Raw genomic sequence first — 20,373 nt, 5'->3', positions numbered from 1 at the left:
TCATCTATGTCAGCCTTAGCCTGTTGACAAGCAGTTGCGTCGTCTACATGCCCATGCAGTGCGCTGCCCCGCAGATTACCGATAAAAACCAGGGCGAAGTCACGGCCAGCAGCTACTTCAACGGTCGCTACGATTTGGCCGGCACTTACTCGCCGGTGAACCACCTGCTGGTGCGGGCCGCTTACAGCAACCTGCGCGGCAACGGCAAGGACACGACCTATTACCGTGGGCATCAATACGACCTTGGCGTGGGCACCTACTGGCGGCTGGGCGACGAATGCTTGTTGGGCGGCTTGGGCGGCTTCGGGCAGGCCCAGAGCGCGGCCGGCTATTCCGATGGCGGCTTTTTCTTTGGCCGCCCTACCCGACACGAATTTGATGCGCGCTACAACAAGGTTTTTGGCGAAGTGTATGGCACGTTTCAAACCAGCGAAACCGTTTCCTTTGGGGTGGCTTACCGCGTTACGCAGGTCAATTTCACCACCCTAACCGACCTGGGCACGGCCGTGGACCTGCCCCGCATGACCCGTAGCGAGCCCATGGCCTTTTTTCGGGTGCGGCTGGGCGATGGCCCGACCGAGGACCGGCCAGTCCAGTTGCAAGCCGCCTGGGGGTTGTCGGACACGTTTGGCTACAATGCCAAAGCCACCAACGTAATATATCCGCCCGGCGTAGTCGACCTGAAGCAGAGCCGGTCCTACGCCACCCTTGGCATCACGCTGTTTCCCCATTGCCTGTTCCGCAAGGCGCAGCCGGATAGCGGCGGGCGCTAAGCGTCGGCTTTTTTGTGGAAATTTGGTTTCCGACCAACTCTCCCTCTTTTGAAATTCAACTTATCCGAATTGACCTTTCGCCACTGCTCGGTATTAGCTTGCGCGGCTACCCTGGCTGGCTGCGTCGCCCAGAAAAACCCCTACGCAGCCGCCAATAAATCGTACCAGGCGCAGGTGAAGGCCTACGCTAAATCCCTGCGCACCACGCCCGTGCCCACGCCGGGCGGCGACAGCCTGATGGCCGGCAAGTACTGGGTAGGCACCACCAATTTCAACCTGCGCAAGCCCAACTACGTCGTTATCCACCACACGGCACAGGACTCTACTGCGCAGACGCTCAAAACGTTCACGCTGCCCAGCACGCAGGTAAGCGCGCACTACGTCATCGGGCGCGACGGGCGGGTGTACCACATGCTGAACGACTACCTGCGCGCCTGGCACGGCGGCGTGGCCCGGTGGGGCAATACCACCGACATCAACTCTTCCTCCATTGGCATCGAGCTGGACAACAACGGCGTAGAGCCTTTTTCAGAGTCCCAGATTGCCAGCTTGCTCCAGGTGCTGGCGGGCCTGAAAAAGGCGTACAGCATCCCATCGGCCAATTTTATCGGCCACGCCGACATTGCCCCCGGCCGCAAAACCGACCCGAGCGCCCTTTTTCCGTGGAAGCGGCTGGCCGGGGCAGGCTTCGGCCTCTGGTACGACGCCGGGCCGCTGCCTAGCCCATTCAGCCCCGACAGCGCCGCCGCACTGGCCCGCCGGCTGCTCACGCCCCGCTCACCCGAAGCCGACAACCTCCCGCCCACTGATAGTCAGCCCGATACTATTGGCATCGACCGGCAGCTGGCCCGGCTCAATGGGCCAATCACACCCTTCAACCAGCGCGAAGCCCTGCGAATTATTGGGTACGACACGCGGGATTTGCCGGCGGCCATCCGGGCGTTTAAGCTGCATTTTATTCAGCAGAATGTGGGGAGCCCGCTCAGCGAGGCCGACAACCGAATTCTGTACAATCTGTATAAGAAGTGCTTGTAACCAGCCGCTGGCCGCTATATTTAGCAAAACAGTGGGGTTGGCTGCTGACGCAGCGCCGGCCGTGGGCCTAAATGTTATTCTATGCTAGAAGTATCCAAGCGCGGGCAGGCCATGCCCGTTTCGCCGTTCCGTAAGCTGCTACCGTATGCCGAAGCCGCCCGCCAACAGGGCAAAATTGTTTACCCACTCAACATTGGTCAGCCCGACGTGCTGACGCCCCCCGAAATGCTGGCCGCGGTGCGCAACGCCGACGTGAAAGTGCTGGGCTACGCGCCCGGCGCCGGCACCGACAGCTACCGCCGCAAGCTGGCTGGCTACTACCAGCGCGCCGGCATTCCGGCCCGCTTCGAAGACATTATGGTGACCACGGCGGGCAGCGAAGCCATTCTGTTTGCCATGCTCACCTGCCTAAATCCCGGCGATGAAGTCATTGTGGCCGAGCCATTTTACGGCACCTATACCGCCTTTGCCATTGCGGCGGGCGTGAGCATTGTGGCCGTTACGGCGCACATCGAGGACGGCTTTGCCCTGCCTCCATTGGCCGATTTTGAGGCCGTGATTACGCCCCGCACCCGCGCCATTCTCATCTGCAACCCCAGCAACCCCACCGGCTACGTGTACCGGCGCGACGAGCTGGAAGCCCTGCTGGGCCTGTGCATCAAGCACGATTTGTACCTGCTGTCGGACGAGGCGTACCGCGAGTATTGCTACGACGGCGCTCAGGCCACCAGCGCCCTGAGCCTGCCCAACGGCAAGCGGCACGTGGTGATGCTGGATACCATTTCGAAGCGCTATAGCGCGTGCGGCGCGCGCGTGGGCGCTCTGGTTACGCGCAATCCTGATGTATGGCAGGCGGCTTTCCACTTCGGCCAGATGCGGATTTGCCCGCCGGTGCTGGAGATGCTGGCCGCCGAAGCTGCCGCCGACCTTCCCACCTCCTATTTCGACGGCACCCGTGCCGAGTACCAGGCTCGGCGCGACCTCACGGTGGGCTGCTTGCGGGCCATGCCGGGCGTGACCTGCCCGGTGCCCGGCGGCGCGTTCTACGTGGTGGCCCGCCTGCCCGTCGACGATGCCCACAAGTTTGGCCAGTGGCTGCTCGAAGAGTTTACGCTTGACAACCAGACCCTCATGCTGTCGCCCGCCAATGGCTTTTACCAGACGCCGGGCCTGGGCAAGCAGGAAGTACGCCTGGCCTACGTCATCAACCGCACCGACCTGGCCGCTGCCCTCACCTGCCTGGAACACGCGCTGCTGGCCTACCCCGGCCGCGTCGAACCCTGGCCCACTGCCGACGTAGAAGCGGCTGCCGTAGCGCTGTAATCACTCTTCATTCCTCTGATTCGATGCCTGAAACCATTGCCCCCGCCGTCGAAGTACCCATCAAAGACTATCGTGCACCGCTGCGATTCTGGCACTGGGGCAATGCTACACTGATTACGCTACAGCTGATAACCATTCTTTTCCAGAAGGTTATCGTCAACTCTAAATCGGCGGTACCGGAGTTTCAGCAGGCGCTCAGCAAGGACAACGTCACGATAACCCAACAGCAGGGCCGTGCTTTTGCGCACATCATCAGCGAGCGTATCTGGGACTGGCACAAGTACTTCGGCTGGGCCATTGTGGGCTTCTTTGTGTTGCGGGTTATCCTGCAGTTAATGGGCCCTTCGGAGTTGCGCTTCACGTCGCGCCTCATGGAAATCATGCGGCGCTACCGCCTGGCGCCGCCCGCTGACAAAGGCAAAGCCGGCAAAATTCTGTTTGCCAAAACCACTTACGCGCTGTTCTACCTCTTTCTCACCATCATGGTGGTGACCGGCCTGATTTTGATATACGAAGACGTGTCGTGGCTCAAAGGCATTCATCACCTGGCCGAGGAAACGCACAACGTGACCATGTACCTGATTATCGGCTTCATCCTGATTCACGTTTTCGGCGTGGTGTGGGCCGAAATCAGCGAGGACCACGGCCTCATTTCGCGCATGGTGGGCGGCGACAAGGTGCCGAAGCAGGCTGCGTAATTGCCCTCCTGCCGTCAACCTCTCCCCTTGCTCCCCTCTCAAAAAAAATGGAGCACCGGAGATGCTCCTTTCAATGCGCTCAACAAAAAAGCCCGCAATTGCGGGCTTTTTTGTTGAGCGCTACATCGTTGCAACCGGACCGGTGCCCCCTCTCCTTGGAGAGAGGAGTTCAGGAGGTGAGGTTACTGACCGCTGCCCACCGGCTTCTGCTCCAGCTTTTGCATGGGGCTGGTGGATTGAGCGGCCCGCTGCTGCATGGGGTTGGGCTGGGACTGCTGCTGCTGCTGGAACAGTTCGAAGCGCGAGGCCGCGGGCTGGCGCGGGAAGGCGTTGTTGCTCAGGTCGGTGTCAGCCGTTTGCTGGAAGGGGTCGATGACGAAGCTGATGACGGGCTTCTTCGTCACGATGATTTTCGTGACCTGGGCGTTGTTCTTGCGCCATATTTCGGCCGGAATGGTCTGGATTTCCTGCGAGTTGTCGGCGTAGGTCATTTGCAGCACCACGGGCATCACAAGGCCGCCCACGTTGCGCAAACTCAGCTCGTAGAAATTCTGGCTGTCGCCGAGGCGCTGGCGCTGGTCGTCCGTGAGGGTGCCGAGGTAGGCGGTGTAGCGCTGCTGGTCGGCGGGCGTCACGGCCAGCGGGTCGTAGCTGTTGTAGAAATCCTTCAGCTCGGGCTTCTCATCCACCAGGGTTTTCGGGATGTCGGTGGCATTGCGCTGGGCCGTGATGGACTGGGGCATAGCGGCCTTCTGCTGTTGCAGCCGGGCGTTTTCTACCTGCGGGTTTTTGTTGCTCAGGTTGTAGGACTTCACCGATTCGAGGGCCAAATCGGTGTGGTCGGTGGTGTAGAACCAGCCGCGCCAGAACCAGTCGAGGTCCACCGCCGAGGCGTCTTCCATGGTGCGGAAGAAGTCGGCGGGTGTGGGGTGCTTGTAGGCCCAGCGCTGCGCGTAGGTTTTGAAAGCATAGTCGAACAGCTCGCGGCCCATTACCGTTTCGCGCAGGATGTTGAGGGCGGTGGCAGGCTTGCCGTAGGCGTTGTTGCCGAACTGCAGCGCCGACTCGGAGTTAATCATAATCGGGGTTTGCAGGCTCTTGTCGGTGGCCATGTAGGCCGCAATGTTGCGCGGCTCGCCGCGGCGGCTGGGGTAGTTGCGTTCCCACTCCTGCTCGGTGAGGAACTGCACGAAGGAGTTCAGGCCCTCGTCCATCCACGTCCACTGCCGCTCGTCGGAGTTGATAATCATGGGGAAGAAGTTGTGGCCCACTTCGTGAATAATCACCGAAATCATCCCGTATTTGATTTCCGGCGAATAGGTGCCGTCCTTCTCCGGCCGGCCACCGTTGAAGCAAATCATGGGGTATTCCATGCCGTGCACCGGGCCGTGCACCGAAATGGCCACGGGGTACTGGTACGGAATGGTGAACTTCGAATACGTCCGGATGGTGTGCGCCACTACCTGCGTCGAGTACTGGCCCCACAGCGGGTTGCCTTCCTTGGGATAGTAGCTCATGCACATCACGGGCTTGCCGTTCTGGCTGATGCCCATGGCATCCCAGATGAATTTGCGCGAGCTGGCCCAGGCAAAGTCACGCACGTTTTTGGCAACGAAACTCCAGGTTTTGGTGCCGGTGGCGCTGCTGCTTTCGTTCTTCACGGCCTCGTCCTGGCTCACGATGAGCACCGGCTTCTTGGCCGTTTTGGCTTCGGCCCACCGCTTTTGCTGCGTGGCGCTGAGCACCTGCGTGGGGTTGAGCAAGGTGCCGGTGGCGCCCACCACGTGGTCGGCCGGCGCAGTGATGCTCACTTTGTAATCACCAAAAGGCAGCGTGAATTCGCCGTTGCCCAGAAACTGCTTGTGCTGCCAGCCCTGGTTGTCGGAATACACGGCCATGCGCGGGTAAAACTGCGCAATTTCGTAGAGGTAGTTCTTGTCTTGCGGAAAAAACTCGTAGCCGCTGCGCTCGTTGATTTTCAGCTGGTCGTTGATGTTGTAGTGCCACTTCACATTGAAGGCGAAGGCCTGGCCGGGCCGGAGCGGCGCGGGCAAATCCACGCGCATCATGGTGTGGTTCGTGACGGTGTGGAGGGCCTTGCCGTCTTTGCCGGTCACGCTCTCGATTTTGAAGCCGCCATCGAAGTCCGTAAGCATTCCTTCCAGCGCCTGGAAGGACATTTTATCCTGTAGCTGCCCCACCTGCGTGGCCGTCGTCATCGAATTTTTGTCCAGAATGTTCTGGTCGAGCTGCACCCATAGGTAGGGCAGCGTATCGGGCGAGCGGTTGGTGTAGGTGATGGTTTCGCGGCCCGAAATGGCCTGCTTGGCATCATCGAGGGTGACGCTGATGTCGTAGTCGGCGCGCTGCTGCCAGTAGTCGGAGCCGGGCGCGCCGCTGGCCGTGCGGTAGGAGTTGGGCGTGGGCAGCATCGTTTCGAGCTGCGCAAATTTGTCGGTACCGGAGTTGGTGGTTTGGGCGTGGGCAGCCGGTTGGCCCGCCACCGCCAGTACCAAACCGGCTAATAAAAGACGACGCATAGAGAAGGCATTAGTGAGAAATCAAATCAGCGAAGCTGGGAAAGTCGCTAAAGTTACGGCAGAGTTGCGGAGAGGCAGATGAATGAGATGACGAATTGAACCAGAACGTCATGCCGAGCGCAGCCGAGGCATCTCGCTCGCTTCGTTGCAACGATTGGGTTACTACCCCACGCGAGATGCCTCGGCTGCGCTCGGCATGACGTTCCTTCTTCTCGTTTACAAGTTATACCAGCCCTTCTTTCACGGCCATAGCAGCTGCATCAGCAGCACCGTGGCAATGCCCAGCGCCGCGCCGCTGGTGGTGAGCAGCCAGTCGCGCCGGGCCACGCGCAGGCTGCCGAGCAACACCGCACCCGCCAATAAAATGCCTATGACAACGAGAATCTGGCCCAGCTCGACGCCGACGTTGAAGGCCAGCAGCTCCTCCACCGGCCGGCTGTTTGGCCCCAGCAGTGCCCGTAAATAATTTGAAAACCCCAGCCCGTGAATGAGGCCAAACCCCAGCGCCAGGGCATTGGGCGCAGCCCCAAAAACCGGGCCGTGCCGGGTGATGAGGTGGCCGGCCCCGCGTAGGTTCAGCAGGGCCGTGACAATGATGGTAACTGGAATCAACGCCTCGATGATGCCGGGCCTGAACGCCACCACGCCCAACGTGGCCAGCGCCAGCGTGAGCGAATGCCCCACCGTGAAGCTGGTGACCAGCGCCAACACCCGCCGCCAGTCGCTGAGCACATAAGGCGCGCACAGGGCCAGCAGAAACGTGAGGTGGTCGGCCGCGCGGGGCGTGCAGATGTGCCGGAAGCCTAGTTCAAGGTAGGTCTGAAAAACCGAAGCCATCCGGCAAAGCTAGCGCCAATGCCCGACAAAACGCCCTCAGTGCGAGCGTTCCAGGGCCCAGTCTTCGCGGTAGCCGATGTGGCCTTGGTTGTCGCGCTCGAGGTAGAAGAAGGTCTGGCGGTCGGCCGTGTTTTCGTCGTAGGTGAAGGTGGCCAGCATAAACTGGTCGAAGCGGATGACGAGGCGGTGGGCCGGGCCGGGGTCAGCCTCCCAAAACCAGTCGTAGCGGCGCGGGGCCAGGGTGGTGCCCGTTGGCACGTAGAAGCGTTGCAGGGCCCGCGAAGGCACGGCCTTGTCCAGGTACAAGACTGCCCGGTTGAAGGAGGCGCCGTGGTCTTCGAAGGCGAAATCGCCGGCATCGGTTACCGTCACGGTGCCGGCCGTGAAGCCGGTGCGGCTTTCGGTGGCCGTGACGCGGGCCACGTGCCAGGTACCGCTCTGGGCACGCTCGTTGGCCTGCTCGTTGTCGCAGGCGGTGAGCCCAAAGGCCAGCCCGGCCAACAGCGCCCCAAGTAGTGAAGAAAGCCTACTCATCTTTGCTCACGCCGAACATGTAGCCCAGCTCTAATTGAAACCGCAACGTGCTCACATCGCCCTGCACCGCTGCTGAGGATGGGTACAGCGCCGCGCCCTGCTTCAGGTAGAGGGCGTAGTCGGTGGGCAGGTGGTACTCGGTTTGGTCGTCGAGCGTGAAGTCATGGGTCAGGTTGCCGGCCACAAATTTCTGCACCCGCAGCGTCAGGGCCGCGTTTTTGTAGCTGCCGCCCACCTTGCCGCCGAAGAAGGGCGTGAGAGAAATAGCGCGGTACACGCCCGTGAGCTGCGACTCGGCGCCGTAGCTCACCGTGCCATCAGCATACACCAGCGGGCAGTCGACGCGCAGCGAGCCAAAACCCAACCCGCCAATAGCCCCCACGAAGAAGTGCTTGCCGGGGTAGTTGGGCTCCAGCGCCATGGTCAATTGGTTTTGGCGGATGTTAAAATCCCGCTCGCCACCCGATTTGAAGGTGGTGCGCAGGTTGGCCCGCGCCTGGTCGTACCCAAATGATACCATGCCCAGCAACCCACACACGCGCAAGCTCAGCGGCTGCACGGTGCCAAACTCAGCCGCGCTGGCCACGTCGCTGCCGTTGGCGGCAAGGTAGCCAGCCAAAAACTGCTCGAAGGTGCCCCACTTGGCCGCGCCCGTGCCGTAACCAGCCGATACGGTGACAAGGGCCGGCTGCGCCGGGGCAGTTCGGGGGGCAGCCAGCAAAAGCAGCGCTGCGCCAGCCAGCAGACGGCGCCACGGCCTGGGCATGTGGTTAGGAAATCGGGGGTTGCGCATGAGGCGTTTCCTGGTTAGTCGAAAGCAAAAGCCCAACTGACGGCCAAGCCGAAGTTGGACAGGAAGTATTCGTAGCTGTCCTCGTCGCGGGTGCCGTAGCGGCCAAACATGCTGGCCGTGAGCGGACTCCATTGGCAATAGGGCCGCAACGTCGGGCCGCCTCCGCGCTTGCCGAAGGGCGCCACATCGACGAAAGCGGTGAGGCCGACGGTTAGGGCCCGCTTGCCGCTGCTGAACAGGCCGCCGTCGTTGTTGTGGAACGGGTGCCATTCGCTGCCCGAGAAATCAGCGGCCGGGGCATCGCGCCGGTCGAAGTTGTACACGCCAAAATCGATAGAAGCGCCGGGCCGTAGCCGGCCGTTCAGCCAGGCATAGCCGCCTTCAATATTCAGCTCGTTCTGGCGCACCCGAAACGCCGTGCGGGTATCGGCTTTGCTGGCGGCATTGGTATACCGGCTTTCGATGATGGCGTGGCGGTTGTTGAAGCCAATGCCGAACACAAAGCCATTGCCCTTGTAAAAGCTGGCCCGAAACGCAAGCCCTTGCAGGGTATTGGTCCAGTGCATGGGGTCTTCTACGCTCTTGGCGGCGCGGTTCAGCTCCAGGCTCCAGGCATCAAGGTTGCGCAGGCCGCTGCTGAAGCGTCCCACCTGGTAGCCCACGCTCAGCACCGACTGGGCGCGAGCCGGCCGGGCCGCCAGCAACGCCGCCAGCAACAGCACCACGGCCACAGTAAGTGCTCGGGTTGATTTTTTGGTCAAGTGCCTCATATCCGGGAATGCAGCCGGCTGGAGCAGCCGTGCACGGTGCAAACGTAGGGTGCTCCCGGAAGGGGCGCAATCCGTACCAGCCCGGATATCAGCCCCGTTTTATCTCCGTGCTGGCACGGAACAGCCTGGTCCAAAATACCCGCTTGTTCCCCTGCACACCAAGGGCAATAGCATGTAGCTTTACCAATGCCATATCTACTTCTCCACCGCTTCACCTTTTGTACGAGGCGCCTTTCTAACTCGCAGCACTGCCATGAAAAAACCATTACTCGCTTTAGGCTTACTCCTAGGCGCCGCCCTTAATGCACAGGCCCGGCCACCAGCCACGCGGACGCTTTCGCGTGCCGATACGGTTCGGGCAATTCACAAAATGTTTAGCAAGCACCGCACCGGGGGCGTCGTCTGGGCGGTTATTGGCGCCGCCTTTACCGGACGAATTGCAGGGGCTTCGGCCAGCAGCAGCGGCAATGCCGGAGGCACGGCAGTAGGCATAGCCGTTTTTGGTGGCGTCCCGCTGGGTATTGGCATTGGCAAACTAGCCCGGTTCGGCGGCGCGCGGGAAAAAGCAGTGGTCAGCGAATACGAGGCCGGCAAAGCACTGCCTCACTACGTTCAGCGCCGCCTGAAAAAGGTGGAATACTTTGAAAGCTAAACCAGCCCTGATATCAGGCCCAAAAGCCTCGTCAGCACTTCCTGACGGGGCTTTTTTTACGTTGTGTTTGTTCCACCGGCCACCGGGCAGGGCAGCAACCTTCGGTCAGGCGCTGCTGAATCTGCTTGAGTTGGAGGCCGACGGGGCCATTTCGTAATCATCCATATTGCGCTTGCCACTTTCTACTTGCCCCGCCGCCGGGGCCGTCGCGGCACGGGTAGCGGGCGTTTCTCTCGGACAGTGCCTCAACAGCAGCTACTGCTCCGTTCCCGGCAATTCTTCCAACATTCTGGCCACTGTTTCGCCCAATGGGTCAATCAGCTTTTGCAGCACGACCCATACAAACTCAAAATCAGTATCGAAATAGTGGTGCGTAAGCTTGTCTCGCATTCGGGCAATGTTGCGCCATTGGATTTCCGGGTGCGCCTCACGCCATTCGGCCGGCAGGTTTTTGGTGGCTTCGCCAATGATTTCGATGCTCTTGACAATGGCGCGGCTCATCACCTCATCGGCTACCAGTGCTACCAAGTCGGGCAGCTTGGCCCGGCAGCGTTGCAGGAAAAGTACTTCGTCGCGGATGTGCATCAGCCGCTCAAGCGGCAGCGGGGAGGACATATTCCGTTGTTTTTAGAATGTGCGGCCCGATGTATTTCGACAGTCCCGGCCGTGTCAGTAGCTCCACTTCACGGCCGAGCAGTTCTTCCAGAAAATCAATCACCGCAAAAAAACCCTCAAACGTCTTGCGTCCTTCCTGAAAATCCACAAGCAAATCAACGTCACTCTCGGGCCCGGCCTCGTCGCGCACAAACGAGCCGAACAACCCTAGCTGCGCCACGCCCAGCGCCCGCAACTGTTCGCGCTGCCCTTGCAGGCGGGCAATAACTTCGGCTTTGGTGCGAACGGGCTCCATAAAACAGGCTACGCGACTAGAGACGCACAAGATACGGCGGCTGCATTAGCATCTCCCGCCGCCGCCGTGGCGGCCGCGGCCGACGTAGCGGAGGTTTTTAGCTCAAGTCCTGCAGCATTAGTTCAACCGTTTGCCGTAATGGCCCCAATTCGTTCTGCAACACGTTCCAAACAATAGGGTAGTTAACATCAAAATAGTGATGCACGATTTTGTCGCGCATCCGCGCCATGTTGCGCCACGGCACTTGGTCGTAACGCTCGCGCCATTCGGTCGGCACGTTTTTCACGGCCTCCCCAATGATGAGCAGGCTGTGCAACACCGCCCGGGTGGCTTCGGGATTGGCGACCAAATTGGCTAAATCCGGCAGCGCCCGGTAGCGGTCCAGAAAATTCAACTCGTCCTGAATGTGACGCAGAAACTCAAGCGGCGAGCGGGACATCGGCAACTTCGCGTAAAATGTGGGGACCAATGTGGCGCGATAAGCTAGTCCGGGTCAGCAGTTCGACTGGCCGGCCCAGTAGTCCTTCCAGAAAATCAACTACTGCAAAATAACCATTCAGTGTCAGGGCGCGGTCTTCCAGCTCAGCGAGCAAATCCACGTCGCTCGTCGGTCCGGCCTCGTCGCGCACAAACGAGCCGAACAAGCCTAATTGCGCCACGCCCAGTGCACGCAGTTGCTCGCTCTGCCCTTGCAGGCGGACAATAACTTCGGCTTTGGTGCGAACGGGTTCCATGAAACAGGCTACGGGACTAGAGATACGCAAGATACGGCCGCCTCGCGGGCTACGCCCTCCCCGCCCCGCCGCCGTGGCCGCCGCGGCCAGGGTAGCGGGCGTTTCTCGCGTTACGGCAGGCGAAGCTGCAAGAAGCCAAACTCCGTCTGTTCACCTAAAAACGCTTCTATCTGTGGCAACCGGGCCAGCAGAAACTCAGCCAACTTGACCACCGGGACTTGCGCATTTTGCACGGCCACCACACGCGGCGGAAAACCTTCGGCCAGCACCAGCCGCAGGAAATCCTCGTCTTTGGTAATGACATCGTAGCTGTGCTGCTTGGCGTAGCGCCAGATGCTGATGTCGGGGCTGTTATCCAGTTGAATATCCCGAACGTGCAGCACCATCGCGCATTGCGGCCGCAAGTAGGCCGCCAAACGCCAGGAAATATTCTCGTCCAGCAGCAGGCGCATACTCAACTACGCCGCCAGCAGCACCACGCTTTCCTTGTAAGCCGCATACAGCAGGCAGGCCCGTACCTGCGCCGGGCCAATGGCCGGAAAGTCCTCCTGAATGTCGGCCGCGCTCATGTCGTTGGCCAGCATTTCCAGCACTTCGGCCACCGTTGTGCGCGTGCCCTTCACCACGGGCTTGCCAAAGCGCACCTGCGGGTTCGATTCAATATAGGCGGTGATAGCAGCGGTGTCCATAAGCGGCGAGGGTAACTGAGCCACCAAAAATACGACAAACGAAAGCTAACAGCCAGCAGCTACAAGCTAACGGCTAAAATGCCTCCCCCCCGCCGCCGTGACCGCCTTAACTGGAGTAGCGGGCGTTACACACCTAGTAATTGCTGCGCTTCAATGGGGCTAACCACCAGTAATTCCCCCGCTTTAAATCCTTTCGGGTCGCCGGTGACAATGGCATCTAAGTTAGGCACGCCTGCGGCGGCGAAATACTGCATGGCGTCCTCCACGTCGGCAAACTCCGAATCGAGCGCGGTCTGCACTACTCGCTCATCCACTGCCACCACGCGCACCAAACGCGCCAGCTTGCGCAACGCCTCTCGCGCCAGCTGCGCCCCAAACTGCTTGCGCAAGGTGTAGAAAACGTGGCTGAAGCTCAAGCTTGCCACGTTCAGCGTGGCCCGGCCTTCGTAAGCGGCCTGAAATAAAGCCACCGCTGCCGCGCCATTCGGCTCGCGCCGCCCCATGTAGTCGAACACGACATTGGTATCCAGAAAGAAATGGCGCATCACGAAGCCGGTTCGTCGCGTTGGGTCTTGTAATCGAAGTCGGCCGGCAACGACAGGATGCCATACAACTCAGCCACAGCCGGGGCCAGCGGTTGAGCCGCCGCAGGCTTGGCTACCACTTGCCGCAAATATTCCTCCACCAACGCTGCCAGGCTGCGGCCCTGCTGCCGGGCGTATTGCTCGGCCTGCTGCGTCACTTCGTCGCTCAACTCAAGGGTAATGGACATGGCCGGAGGGAGTTTGGTTGAAGTAAAGATAACGCCGGCCGCTTGCGGCTGGTTTCCGGCCTCCCCCACCCCGCCGCCGTAGCCGCCGCGGCCGGGGTAGCGGGCGTTTCTCTCGGACAGTGCCTCAACAGCAGCTACTGCTCCGTTCCCGGCAATTCTTCCAACATTCTGGCCACTGTTTCGCCCAATGGGTCAATCAGCTTTTGCAGCACGACCCATACAAACTCAAAATCAGTATCGAAATAGTGGTGCGTAAGCTTGTCTCGCATTCGGGCAATGTTGCGCCATTGGATTTCCGGGTGCGCCTCACGCCATTCGGCCGGCAGGTTTTTGGTGGCTTCGCCAATGATTTCGATGCTCTTGACAATGGCGCGGCTCATCACCTCATCGGCTACCAGTGCTACCAAGTCGGGCAGCTTGGCCCGGCAGCGTTGCAGGAAAAGTACTTCGTCGCGGATGTGCATCAGCCGCTCAAGCGGCAGCGGGGAGGACATATTCCGTTGTTTTTAGAATGTGCGGCCCGATGTATTTCGACAGTCCCGGCCGTGTCAGTAGCTCCACTTCACGGCCGAGCAGTTCTTCCAGAAAATCAATCACCGCAAAAAAACCCTCAAACGTCTTGCGTCCTTCCTGAAAATCCACAAGCAAATCAACGTCACTCTCGGGCCCGGCCTCGTCGCGCACAAACGAGCCGAACAACCCTAGCTGCGCCACGCCCAGCGCCCGCAACTGTTCGCGCTGCCCTTGCAGGCGGGCAATAACTTCGGCTTTGGTGCGAACGGGCTCCATAAAACAGGCTACGTGACTAGAGATGCACAAGATACGGCGGTTGCATTAGCCTCCCCCGCCCCGCCGCCGTGGCCGCCGCGGCCGGCGTAGCGGGAGTTTCTTAAGTTGCTATGCTGTCGATTAGATGCTTTCGTACTCTTTAAGCTGGCTGCTAACGTTTTTTACAAATGCCAGAAGCCTATCCTTCGCAATCTTCATGAAGCCAGGGGTATCACGTAGAATATCTGCCATTTCCTTAATCCTACGTTCTCGTTCTTCAACAAATTCACCTTTCTCCTCTTTGCTTATATTTGTGTGGTCTTCTAAATATTTATCTATCATTTTTATGTCTAGCATTAGACCACTAATTATTGAATACTGAGCAAAAAGTACATCTGATATGTCATTGCTCCAAAAATCATCGCCAGCATCGAAATACAATAAGAAAGCAGTACCTTCTGAAGCGGCATCGGATACTGCATCTCCCAAGCGTTTCAATAGAGCATCAATTGGAGTTGAAAATTCCTCAGCCAATGGAGTATCAGGGTTAAATCCTCTGCCATATTGTTCAAGCGCTGAGTAATAGTTTAAAGCTACAGTCCATTTGCTAACGGCATTTTCTGCCGCTTTAATTTTATTTGACAGATAAACTGTACGTAACGACAATTTATGGTCGTTCTGCTTCTGTTTTACATCAAGCCACTTCGACCAAGCTAAGGTTGCGTTTGATATAATAACAGTAATGAGCGTCCCTAGCAGGGCAATAATTGCAACCCAAAATGACTTATCCATAGCTGTTTGGTCTATTTCAGACAAATGTACAGTCGTAATCAAAGAAGCCCCGCCAGCACAACGCTGACGGGGCTTTCCCATTCAAAACCAAACCAACCTGAATTACACCGCCGGCATCTCCACGTTCTCGAACTTCACCGCGCCGTCTTCCAGCACGGCTTCTACTACGGCGTCTTTGCTCACGCGGCCCGAGAGAATATCTTTCGACAGCTCGTTCAGAATCACGCGCTGGAGCACGCGCTTCAACGGCCGCGCGCCGAACTGCGGGTCGAAACCGGATTCGCCCAGGTAGTCGAGCACTTCGTTGGTGGCTTCGAGCTGGATGCCGGCCTCGGCCAGGCGCTGCTGGATTTGCTTGAACTGGATATCGACGATGCGGCGGATTTCCTTGCGCTTGAGGGGCTGGAACATCACGATTTCGTCGATGCGGTTCAGGAACTCGGGGCGCATGTGCTGCTTGAGGCGCTCCACCACTTCGTCGCGGGTGCGGTCGACGACCTCTTCGTGGTTGAACTCATTGAGGTCCTTGAAGTTCTTCTGAATGATGTCGGCCCCGGTGTTCGAGGTCATGATGATGATGGTGTTCTTGAAGTTCGCCACCCGGCCTTTGTTGTCGGTGAGGCGGCCGTCGTCGAGCACTTGCAGCAGGATGTTGAACACGTCGGGGTGAGCCTTCTCGATTTCATCGAGCAGCACCACCGAGTAGGGCTTGCGGCGCACGGCCTCCGTGAGCTGCCCGCCCTCGTCGTAGCCCACGTAGCCGGGAGGCGCGCCGATGAGCCGCGACACGGCGTGGCGCTCCTGAAACTCGCTCATGTCGATGCGCACCATGGCGTTTTCGTCGTTGAACAAATACTCGGCTAAGGCCTTGGCCAGCTCGGTTTTGCCCACTCCCGTGGTGCCCAGGAAAATGAACGAGCCGATGGGCCGCTTGGGGTCTTGCAGGCCGGCGCGGGAGCGGCGCACAGCATCGGAAATGGCCGCGATGGCCTCCGATTGGCCGGCCACGCGCTTGCCCAGCTCGGCTTCGAGGTTCAGCAGCTTCTCGCGGTCCGATTGCAGCATTTTGCTCACCGGGATGCCGGTCCACTTGGCCACCACTTCGGCGATGGACTCGCTCGTGACGACTTCCTGGAGCATGGCGCCGCCGTCTTTGTTGGCGTTGGCTTCGTCCTGCAGAGTTTTCAGCTTGGCTTCGGCTTCCTGAATCTTGCCGTAGCGCAGCTCGGCCACGCGGGCGTAATCGCCCTGGCGCTCGGCCTGCTCGGCTTCCAGCTTGAATTGCTCGATGGCTTCCTTCTGGGTTTGAATGCCGGTGAGGACGCCTTTTTCGCTTTCCCAGCGGGCTTTCAGGGTGTCGCGGCGGTCGTTCAGCTCGGCCAATTCTTTGCTTAGCACGGCTTCGCGGTCGCGGTTGTCTTCGCGGCGGATGGCTTCGCGCTCAATTTCGAGCTGCATGATGCGGCGCTGAATCTCATCCAATTCCACGGGCATGGAATTCAACTCGATGCGGAGCTTGGCGGCGGCCTCGTCCATGAGGTCGATGGCCTTGTCGGGCAGGAACCGGTCGGTGATGTAGCGGGCGCTCAGCTCCACGGCGGCAATCACGGCGTCGTCGGTGATGCGCACGCCGTGGTGCAGCTCGTACTTTTCCTTGATGCCGCGCATGATGCTGATGGCGTCCTCAATCGTGGGCTCGTCCACCATCACGGCCTGGAAACGGCGTTCGAGGGCCTTGTCCTTCTCGATGTATTTCTGGTATTCCTTGAGCGTGGTGGCCCCGATGGCGTGTAGCTCGCCGCGCGCCAGGGCGGGCTTGAGCAGATTGGCGGCGTCCATGGCGCCCTCGCCCCCGCCGCCGGCCCCGATGAGGGTGTGCATCTCGTCGATGAAGAGCACAATCTGGCCGTCGGAATCGGTCACTTCCTTGATGACGGCCTTGAGGCGCTCCTCAAACTCGCCCTTGTACTTGGCCCCGGCCACGAGCAGGCCCATGTCGAGGCTCATGATGACTTTGTCGCGCAGGTTTTCGGGCACGTCGCCGGCCACGATGCGCTGGGCCAGGCCCTCCACAATGGCGGTTTTGCCCACGCCGGGCTCGCCGAGCAGCACGGGGTTGTTTTTGGTGCGGCGCGAGAGGATTTGCAGCACGCGGCGGATTTCCTCGTCGCGGCCAATCACGGGGTCCATCTTGCCGGCGCGCACCTGCTCGTTGAGGTTGCGGGCGTAGCGGTTCAGGCTCTGGTACTGGTCTTCGGCGCTCTGGCTCGTGACTTTGCGCCCGCCGCGCAGCTCCTGGATGGCGGCCTTCAAGTCCTTGTCGTTGAAGCCGGTGTCTTTGAGCAGCGTAGCCACAGCATCGCGGCCGCCGAGGATGCCCAGCAGCAGATGCTCGACGGACACAAACTCGTCGCCCATGTCCTTCATGGCCGCGTTGGCGCGCTGCACGGCGGCGGCCGCGTCGTTGGCGAAGTAGGGCGAGCCGCCGCTCACCTTGGGGTAGGCGGCCACAATGGCATCGAGCCGCGGCGTGAGAATGTTGAGGTTGGCGCCCAGCTTATTGGCCAGAAACGAGAAGACGCTTTCGTCGCTCTGGAAGAGGCCCTTCAGCAAATGGCCCGTTTCGACGGCCTGCTGCTGGTTGCCCCCGGCTATTTCGGTGGCCTTCTGCACGACCTCCTGTGCCTTGATGGTGAAGTTTTTAAAGTCCATTTTGGTTAGTTTCTGGGTAGGAACTTCGGGTTAGGAAGTTTGTACGCAGGGACTAGCAAATGGGGTGCGAGAAGGGTTTTTCGGACTTTTTGGCGGGAGATAAAAATTATATACCTCCTAAAAATGACATCATGTCCTTAGCAGTGTAATTAGTCTATTTGCAGAATTGTTTAATCATAGCGTAAACTTCCTCTTCGCCTAGTTCACCTGCTTTTGACCAATCTAAACAAGCACCTGCATTGTTTTTTAACTCATGCTTTGCATCACCGCGCAAGTAGTAGGCATATGCACGGAGAGATTTATCCTTTGCTGAATTAATTGAATTTGTAGCATCGGTTATAACCTCAGCATAACGCTTTAAAGCTCCTTTGGCATAAGTACGCCTGTTTAAAATGCTGTAATAAAAATCATTTTTTTCGGAAAACTTTGCTAAAGCAGAATCAAAATCAAGAATTGCTCCTCGGAAATCAGAAAGAAATGTTTTACACCTGCCTCTGCTATTATAAGGCAATTCGTTGTCATAACCGAATTCAATAGCATTAGTATAGTGTTGAATAGCTTTGAAATATTCGCGCTTATTTTCGTATGAATCACCTAGTGAAGAGGAATAACCTCCAATTACGTAAAGTTCGAACTTTGTCTTACGCGGGGCATATTCTAGCAAAGATTGAAACATTTTGATTGCATCATCATCCAATCCCATTCGTTGAAGCGAACGGGCCTTTATCTCCATACCTTCTATATTGTTAGGAGAATTCGCCAGAATATAATCTGCGGTTTTGCTCGCACTTTTGTAATCCTTGAAAGTGAAGTAAAGCATATCTCCAATGCCTTTCACATTGTACTGCTCAATATTACTGTTCTTTAAACAATCTAGGGCATATAGTAACTCACTGTGAGCAGCTTCATTTTCTTTGTTATTGAGTAATGCTTGCGCACGAGCGTGCCGCACGGCAGCATTATTGGGCTCAGTTAATAATATTCGTTTCGTAATTACTAATGCTGAGTCAGTACCGTATGCCCAAATATTAGGGATAGATTTTTGACCGTAAGCAGCATCAAATACGAGTAGTAAGAAAATTATTTTCAATAAGCATTTCATGGCTTTTTAGAAAATATTTAAGCTCGTTGCATCCTCGCACCAACCTGATTGAGGTATTGTCACTATCAAAACTCTATCAGCACATTTTCTCTTAGAAAATGCATTTATTGTGTCACCTGCTTTTTGCTTAAGCTGCATAGCAGACATGCCGAAAGCAATGAACAATCCTAATCTATAATTCTGCTTTTCGATAAAGTAGAAGATTGATTCTAAGTCCTTTTTTACTCCTGGCCTTCTTATGTCTCCCTTCACTTCACAAACCAAAGCATTACCTTTGCTAGAGCCAGGAACATGGAATACGAAATCGGGGTTTTGTTTTTTAAACTGTGGGTAACCTCTTTTATCTATCTCTCCGCTGATAACAGTTAGCTGATTCAACGTGAAATTTTGCCGCATTTGGTGATAAAACTCGTAGCAAAAAACCCGCTCTCTAATCAAGCCTGTTACATTGTGAGCAGCCGGTAGTTTAATATAAATTTGTTCAATTTTGTTGAGCGCGTCAATTATCTCATGTATATACTGCATAGTGATAGATTGGTGAGTTACCTATAATCTCTAGCAAGCTACATAAGAAGCTTCGGTTTCTTCAGCGGCGGGGGCGGCGGGCGGGGGGATGGGAAGGCAGCGGTTGTGGCTACCGTGGAGAGAAGCTGTGGTATCGTTCTAGCGGCGGGGGCAGCGGGCGGGGGGATGTTTTCACTGGCGAAACTTAATCTTGCAGAAAGCTGTAAGTTTGCAGTGAATCTGAACGGGTGCCAGTCGCCCTAGCAGGATTCACCCGGGGCTGCCGCAAGGTGGCCCCTTTTTGTTTCACAGCTGCACGAGGTGCAAGGGGTGAGCCCGGTTGGCGTAGGTATTGAGCACGGGGCGCAGGCGGGCGTAGAAATTATGGCCCTGCTTACTGCGCATGTAGGCATTGGGCTCAAACAGTTGCCGGGCGGCGTAGGCCACCACGTCTACCAGCTGGTGAATAAAGGAGTGGGCCGAATCTTTCAGAAACGGGTCTTCAATAACGGATTGCAGCGCTAGGTTGCGTTAGCCTGCACCCTGGGCCTGGTGGGCCAAGTTGTTGGGTACGGGGTTGTAGTGGCGCATCCGCCTCATGAGAGTGGTGAGCTTACCGCCGTCGGTATTGTCGGGCAGCACCAAACCGCGCTGGTCGGCAAACGCGCCGGGGTAGTTGCGGTTGCGCATGGTGTTATCGAAGCGTTGAATGAGGGCTTGCCAGGCGCTTTCAAACACGTCGTAACCGACTGGTTTCGGGGTTTTGTTCACCACCACGGTGCAGAGGCTGATGTCGCTGCGGTTGCCCAGGAAATCCAGGCACTGCTTGAGGATATCGAGCCGGTCGTTGCGCCGGATGCGCACCAGCGCCCCCGGATTTGTGATGAACGGCGCGGCGTGAATTTCCTCGCGCAGCTTCAGTCCTTTTGTGACCCGCAAATGCCGCCGAAAGGCAACAATGTCCTCTAAAAAGGCGCGCCACCGCGTTTCATGCACCACCAAGCCGGAGAGGATAAAATATTTGGTTGGACTGGCTACAAGGCCAGTGTCGCCGCTTTCGTCGGCGTAAAGTAGATACATGAAATTGAAGCTACTGGTAGAGGTGGCAAGCTACGCAGAAGCTTCAGTTTCTTCAGCGGCGGGCGGGGGGCTACTCCGCTTTGAGCACGTACCAGATGTTGTACCGGTCGTGGCTGATATCGTAGTTGGGCAGGCTCAGGTGCTGGCGGTAGAAGGCAAACCGCTGCGGCACTGAAAATGGCTGCTTGATGAGGTGCTGCACGATATCGGGCTCGAACGTGGCCAGATAGTAGCGCTTCACCCGGAAAATGGCTTGCCACAGGGCAGCTTTTGCTTCACGCGGATAACGGCTGAAATCGGCCGGAATGCTGCTGCCCAGCGGGAATAACTGAAAGTCGCTGTGGTAGATGAACCG

At 58.0% G+C, this 20,373-nt stretch carries 27 protein-coding genes; 5 read left to right on the top strand and 22 right to left on the bottom strand.

All coding sequences use genetic code 11. From position 1 onward, the window contains the following. The first annotated feature begins 47 nt into the window (after positions 1-47). From JKL48_RS21440 to JKL48_RS21425, 4 genes are all read left to right on the top strand, one after another. On the top strand, positions 48-773 hold the full coding sequence (locus JKL48_RS21440; protein WP_201987188.1) for a hypothetical protein: 726 nt from the start codon (positions 48-50) through the stop codon (positions 771-773). 69 nt (positions 774-842) lie between these two features. Continuing rightward, positions 843-1,808, top strand: a complete 966-nt coding sequence (locus JKL48_RS21435) for an N-acetylmuramoyl-L-alanine amidase (RefSeq protein WP_236668969.1) — start codon at positions 843-845, stop codon at positions 1,806-1,808. Between the two features lie 81 nt (positions 1,809-1,889). Further along, complete coding sequence (locus JKL48_RS21430; protein WP_201987186.1) at positions 1,890-3,131, top strand: pyridoxal phosphate-dependent aminotransferase; 1,242 nt, start codon at positions 1,890-1,892, stop codon at positions 3,129-3,131. Between the two features lie 23 nt (positions 3,132-3,154). After that, on the top strand, positions 3,155-3,829 hold the full coding sequence (locus tag JKL48_RS21425) for a cytochrome b/b6 domain-containing protein (RefSeq protein WP_201987184.1): 675 nt from the start codon (positions 3,155-3,157) through the stop codon (positions 3,827-3,829). A 182-nt stretch (positions 3,830-4,011) separates the two neighbouring features. Here the strand turns inward: JKL48_RS21425 and JKL48_RS21420 are convergent, their stop codons facing one another. The 5 genes from JKL48_RS21420 to JKL48_RS21400 all read right to left on the bottom strand — a co-directional run bounded on the left by JKL48_RS21420 (position 4,012) and on the right by JKL48_RS21400 (position 9,294). Then, complete coding sequence (locus JKL48_RS21420; RefSeq protein ID WP_201987182.1) at positions 4,012-6,369, bottom strand: M1 family metallopeptidase; 2,358 nt, start codon at positions 6,367-6,369, stop codon at positions 4,012-4,014. Between the two features lie 240 nt (positions 6,370-6,609). Next, entirely contained in the window at positions 6,610-7,206 is a 597-nt protein-coding gene (locus JKL48_RS21415; protein WP_201987180.1) for a HupE/UreJ family protein, read from the bottom strand. Between the two features lie 36 nt (positions 7,207-7,242). Further along, the gene (locus JKL48_RS21410) at positions 7,243-7,740 is read right to left on the bottom strand and encodes a hypothetical protein (protein ID WP_201987178.1); all 498 of its coding nucleotides are present in this window, start codon (positions 7,738-7,740) and stop codon (positions 7,243-7,245) included. Then, positions 7,733-8,506 (bottom strand): hypothetical protein, encoded by a 774-nt coding sequence (locus JKL48_RS21405; protein WP_201987176.1) that lies wholly within the window; start codon positions 8,504-8,506, stop codon positions 7,733-7,735. Before JKL48_RS21405 ends, JKL48_RS21410 begins: the two co-directional genes overlap by 8 nt. Positions 8,507-8,547: 41 nt before the next feature. Then, on the bottom strand, positions 8,548-9,294 hold the full coding sequence (locus tag JKL48_RS21400; protein ID WP_201987174.1) for a hypothetical protein: 747 nt from the start codon (positions 9,292-9,294) through the stop codon (positions 8,548-8,550). Between the two features lie 379 nt (positions 9,295-9,673). On the opposite strand from JKL48_RS21400, the gene JKL48_RS21395 reads away from it, so the two are divergent. Then, a complete protein-coding gene (locus JKL48_RS21395; protein WP_201987171.1) occupies positions 9,674-9,955 on the top strand; it encodes a hypothetical protein in 282 nt (93 codons plus the stop codon). A gap of 255 nt (positions 9,956-10,210) precedes the next feature. On the opposite strand, the gene JKL48_RS21390 is transcribed toward JKL48_RS21395, so the two are convergent. The 17 genes from JKL48_RS21390 to JKL48_RS21310 form a co-directional block, all read right to left on the bottom strand. Next, entirely contained in the window at positions 10,211-10,570 is a 360-nt protein-coding gene (locus JKL48_RS21390) for a HepT-like ribonuclease domain-containing protein (protein WP_201987159.1), read from the bottom strand. Continuing rightward, a complete protein-coding gene (locus tag JKL48_RS21385; RefSeq protein WP_201987158.1) occupies positions 10,548-10,865 on the bottom strand; it encodes a nucleotidyltransferase family protein in 318 nt (105 codons plus the stop codon). The genes JKL48_RS21390 and JKL48_RS21385 overlap by 23 nt, the downstream gene beginning before the upstream one ends. 97 nt (positions 10,866-10,962) lie before the next feature. Next, a complete protein-coding gene (locus JKL48_RS21380) occupies positions 10,963-11,304 on the bottom strand; it encodes a HepT-like ribonuclease domain-containing protein (protein WP_201987170.1) in 342 nt (113 codons plus the stop codon). Beyond that, positions 11,285-11,599, bottom strand: coding sequence for a nucleotidyltransferase family protein (locus JKL48_RS21375; protein WP_201987168.1), 315 nt, complete (start codon positions 11,597-11,599; stop codon positions 11,285-11,287). The genes JKL48_RS21380 and JKL48_RS21375 overlap by 20 nt, the downstream gene beginning before the upstream one ends. A 110-nt stretch (positions 11,600-11,709) precedes the next feature. Beyond that, positions 11,710-12,051, bottom strand: coding sequence for a DUF5615 family PIN-like protein (locus JKL48_RS21370; RefSeq protein ID WP_201987166.1), 342 nt, complete (start codon positions 12,049-12,051; stop codon positions 11,710-11,712). Positions 12,052-12,057: 6 nt separating this feature from the next. After that, the gene (locus JKL48_RS21365; RefSeq protein WP_201987165.1) at positions 12,058-12,288 is read right to left on the bottom strand and encodes a DUF433 domain-containing protein; all 231 of its coding nucleotides are present in this window, start codon (positions 12,286-12,288) and stop codon (positions 12,058-12,060) included. 125 nt (positions 12,289-12,413) lie between these two features. Then, positions 12,414-12,833 (bottom strand): type II toxin-antitoxin system VapC family toxin, encoded by a 420-nt coding sequence (locus tag JKL48_RS21360; protein WP_201987163.1) that lies wholly within the window; start codon positions 12,831-12,833, stop codon positions 12,414-12,416. Continuing rightward, on the bottom strand, positions 12,833-13,060 hold the full coding sequence (locus tag JKL48_RS21355; RefSeq protein WP_201987161.1) for a DUF6364 family protein: 228 nt from the start codon (positions 13,058-13,060) through the stop codon (positions 12,833-12,835). The genes JKL48_RS21360 and JKL48_RS21355 overlap by 1 nt, the downstream gene beginning before the upstream one ends. Before the next feature lie 134 nt (positions 13,061-13,194). Next, positions 13,195-13,554, bottom strand: a complete 360-nt coding sequence (locus tag JKL48_RS21350; protein ID WP_201987159.1) for a HepT-like ribonuclease domain-containing protein — start codon at positions 13,552-13,554, stop codon at positions 13,195-13,197. After that, positions 13,532-13,849 carry a nucleotidyltransferase family protein gene (locus JKL48_RS21345; protein WP_201987158.1) on the bottom strand — a complete coding sequence of 106 codons (318 nt, stop codon included), beginning with the start codon at positions 13,847-13,849 and terminating at the stop codon, positions 13,532-13,534. Before JKL48_RS21345 ends, JKL48_RS21350 begins: the two co-directional genes overlap by 23 nt. Before the next feature lie 120 nt (positions 13,850-13,969). Further along, positions 13,970-14,701, bottom strand: a complete 732-nt coding sequence (locus JKL48_RS21340) for a hypothetical protein (protein ID WP_201987156.1) — start codon at positions 14,699-14,701, stop codon at positions 13,970-13,972. 21 nt (positions 14,702-14,722) lie between these two features. Then, positions 14,723-17,332, bottom strand: a complete 2,610-nt coding sequence (clpB, locus tag JKL48_RS21335; protein ID WP_201987154.1) for an ATP-dependent chaperone ClpB — start codon at positions 17,330-17,332, stop codon at positions 14,723-14,725. 154 nt (positions 17,333-17,486) lie between these two features. Beyond that, complete coding sequence (locus JKL48_RS21330; protein ID WP_201987153.1) at positions 17,487-18,434, bottom strand: tetratricopeptide repeat protein; 948 nt, start codon at positions 18,432-18,434, stop codon at positions 17,487-17,489. Between the two features lie 6 nt (positions 18,435-18,440). Beyond that, positions 18,441-18,959, bottom strand: coding sequence for a hypothetical protein (locus tag JKL48_RS21325; RefSeq protein WP_201987151.1), 519 nt, complete (start codon positions 18,957-18,959; stop codon positions 18,441-18,443). Positions 18,960-19,244: 285 nt separating this feature from the next. After that, positions 19,245-19,385: a hypothetical protein gene (locus JKL48_RS21320; RefSeq protein WP_201987148.1), complete on the bottom strand. Its 141-nt coding sequence runs from the start codon at positions 19,383-19,385 to the stop codon at positions 19,245-19,247. An 84-nt stretch (positions 19,386-19,469) separates the two neighbouring features. After that, complete coding sequence (locus JKL48_RS21315; RefSeq protein ID WP_201987146.1) at positions 19,470-20,018, bottom strand: DUF3800 domain-containing protein; 549 nt, start codon at positions 20,016-20,018, stop codon at positions 19,470-19,472. Between the two features lie 70 nt (positions 20,019-20,088). Further along, a partial coding sequence (locus tag JKL48_RS21310) for a hypothetical protein (protein ID WP_201987144.1) occupies positions 20,089-20,373 on the bottom strand: 285 nt, incomplete at its 5' end.

This window comes from Hymenobacter rubidus (assembly GCF_016734815.1).
In the GTDB taxonomy this organism is placed as follows: domain Bacteria; phylum Bacteroidota; class Bacteroidia; order Cytophagales; family Hymenobacteraceae; genus Hymenobacter; species Hymenobacter rubidus.
The sequence above is the reverse complement of the archived record's forward strand: the minus strand, read 5'-3'. Positions and strand labels throughout refer to the sequence as shown.